The organism is Ligilactobacillus ubinensis, assembly GCF_024160875.1.
Lineage (GTDB): Bacteria > Bacillota > Bacilli > Lactobacillales > Lactobacillaceae > Ligilactobacillus > Ligilactobacillus ubinensis.
On record NZ_JAIULA010000047.1, the window covers coordinates 1 to 965 of the forward strand.

General features: G+C 33.0%; 1 protein-coding gene. It reads right to left on the reverse strand.

The genetic code is table 11. The features are described 5' to 3' along the window. Positions 1–23: 23 nt before the first annotated feature. On the reverse strand, positions 24–965 hold a 942-nt coding region (locus LB941_RS12245), incomplete at its 5' end, for an ISL3 family transposase (RefSeq protein ID WP_253362269.1).

Consider the following 965-nt stretch of genomic DNA (forward strand, 5'->3'; position numbering starts at 1 on the left):
ATAGCTTATCTAGCTGTCTACTCTTAATTAGAGTGGGCAGCTTTTTGTAGCTGATTTTTATAATTCAAACTCAAAAAACTATTTTTGACTGCCAACAAGATTCTAAGCCGAAAGTTATCAAAATTTCTAAATCCATAGGACGTTTTTTTAATAGCCTTTATTTTATTATTAGTTCCTTCAACAGGACCGTTTGAATAGGGAAAGATAAAATTATTAATAATTTCTGCACGATGTTTTTTTAATGTTCGATTTGCTTTTTTAATAGGTTCAGGCATTCCAGCTGCAGAAGCAGTCAACTCTTTTAAAAGAGAAGCGTTACGCTGATGGACAGCTCCTAATAGTTTTTGATAATAACCGTAAGCTTTTTTTAGTTTGTCAGACATCGCTAATAAGCGATCAACGACATCTTGATCACATAATTGCGCATTTTTAAAATTGTTTCGCTTAGAATAATGAAGGTAGTCAACTTTATCAGAATCCTTCAATAGTAATTTCCAATAGCGTTTTAGTGCTCGACTGTTGTGAGAATCCTTACCGGATTCCTTCATTGTTGTAATTCTTACTTTATTTAGTGCTTGATACGCTTGCGTCACCACATGAAATCGATCAGCTATAATGATAGCATTTGGAAATAGTTCTTCTATCAATTTACGATAAGGTGAATATAAATCAACCGTCACCGTTTTAACAAGCGCTCTGGCTTTTAAATCATATTGTAAAAAATAACTTTTAAGAAAACGATTAGTTCGAGAACGAATAATATCAAGAACTCGATGATTAGCACTATCCATTAATAGCATACTCATTTTACTTTTAGCGAAGTTACCAGATTTAAAGTCATCAAAAGCAATATTTTTAGGGAGCCAATGATAATTTGAATGAATATAGGTTGTTGTACTTCTAGCAAAACGCATTACTGACATAGCACAAACAGCATGTTGACGAGCAATCTCAGTTTGCGAAAC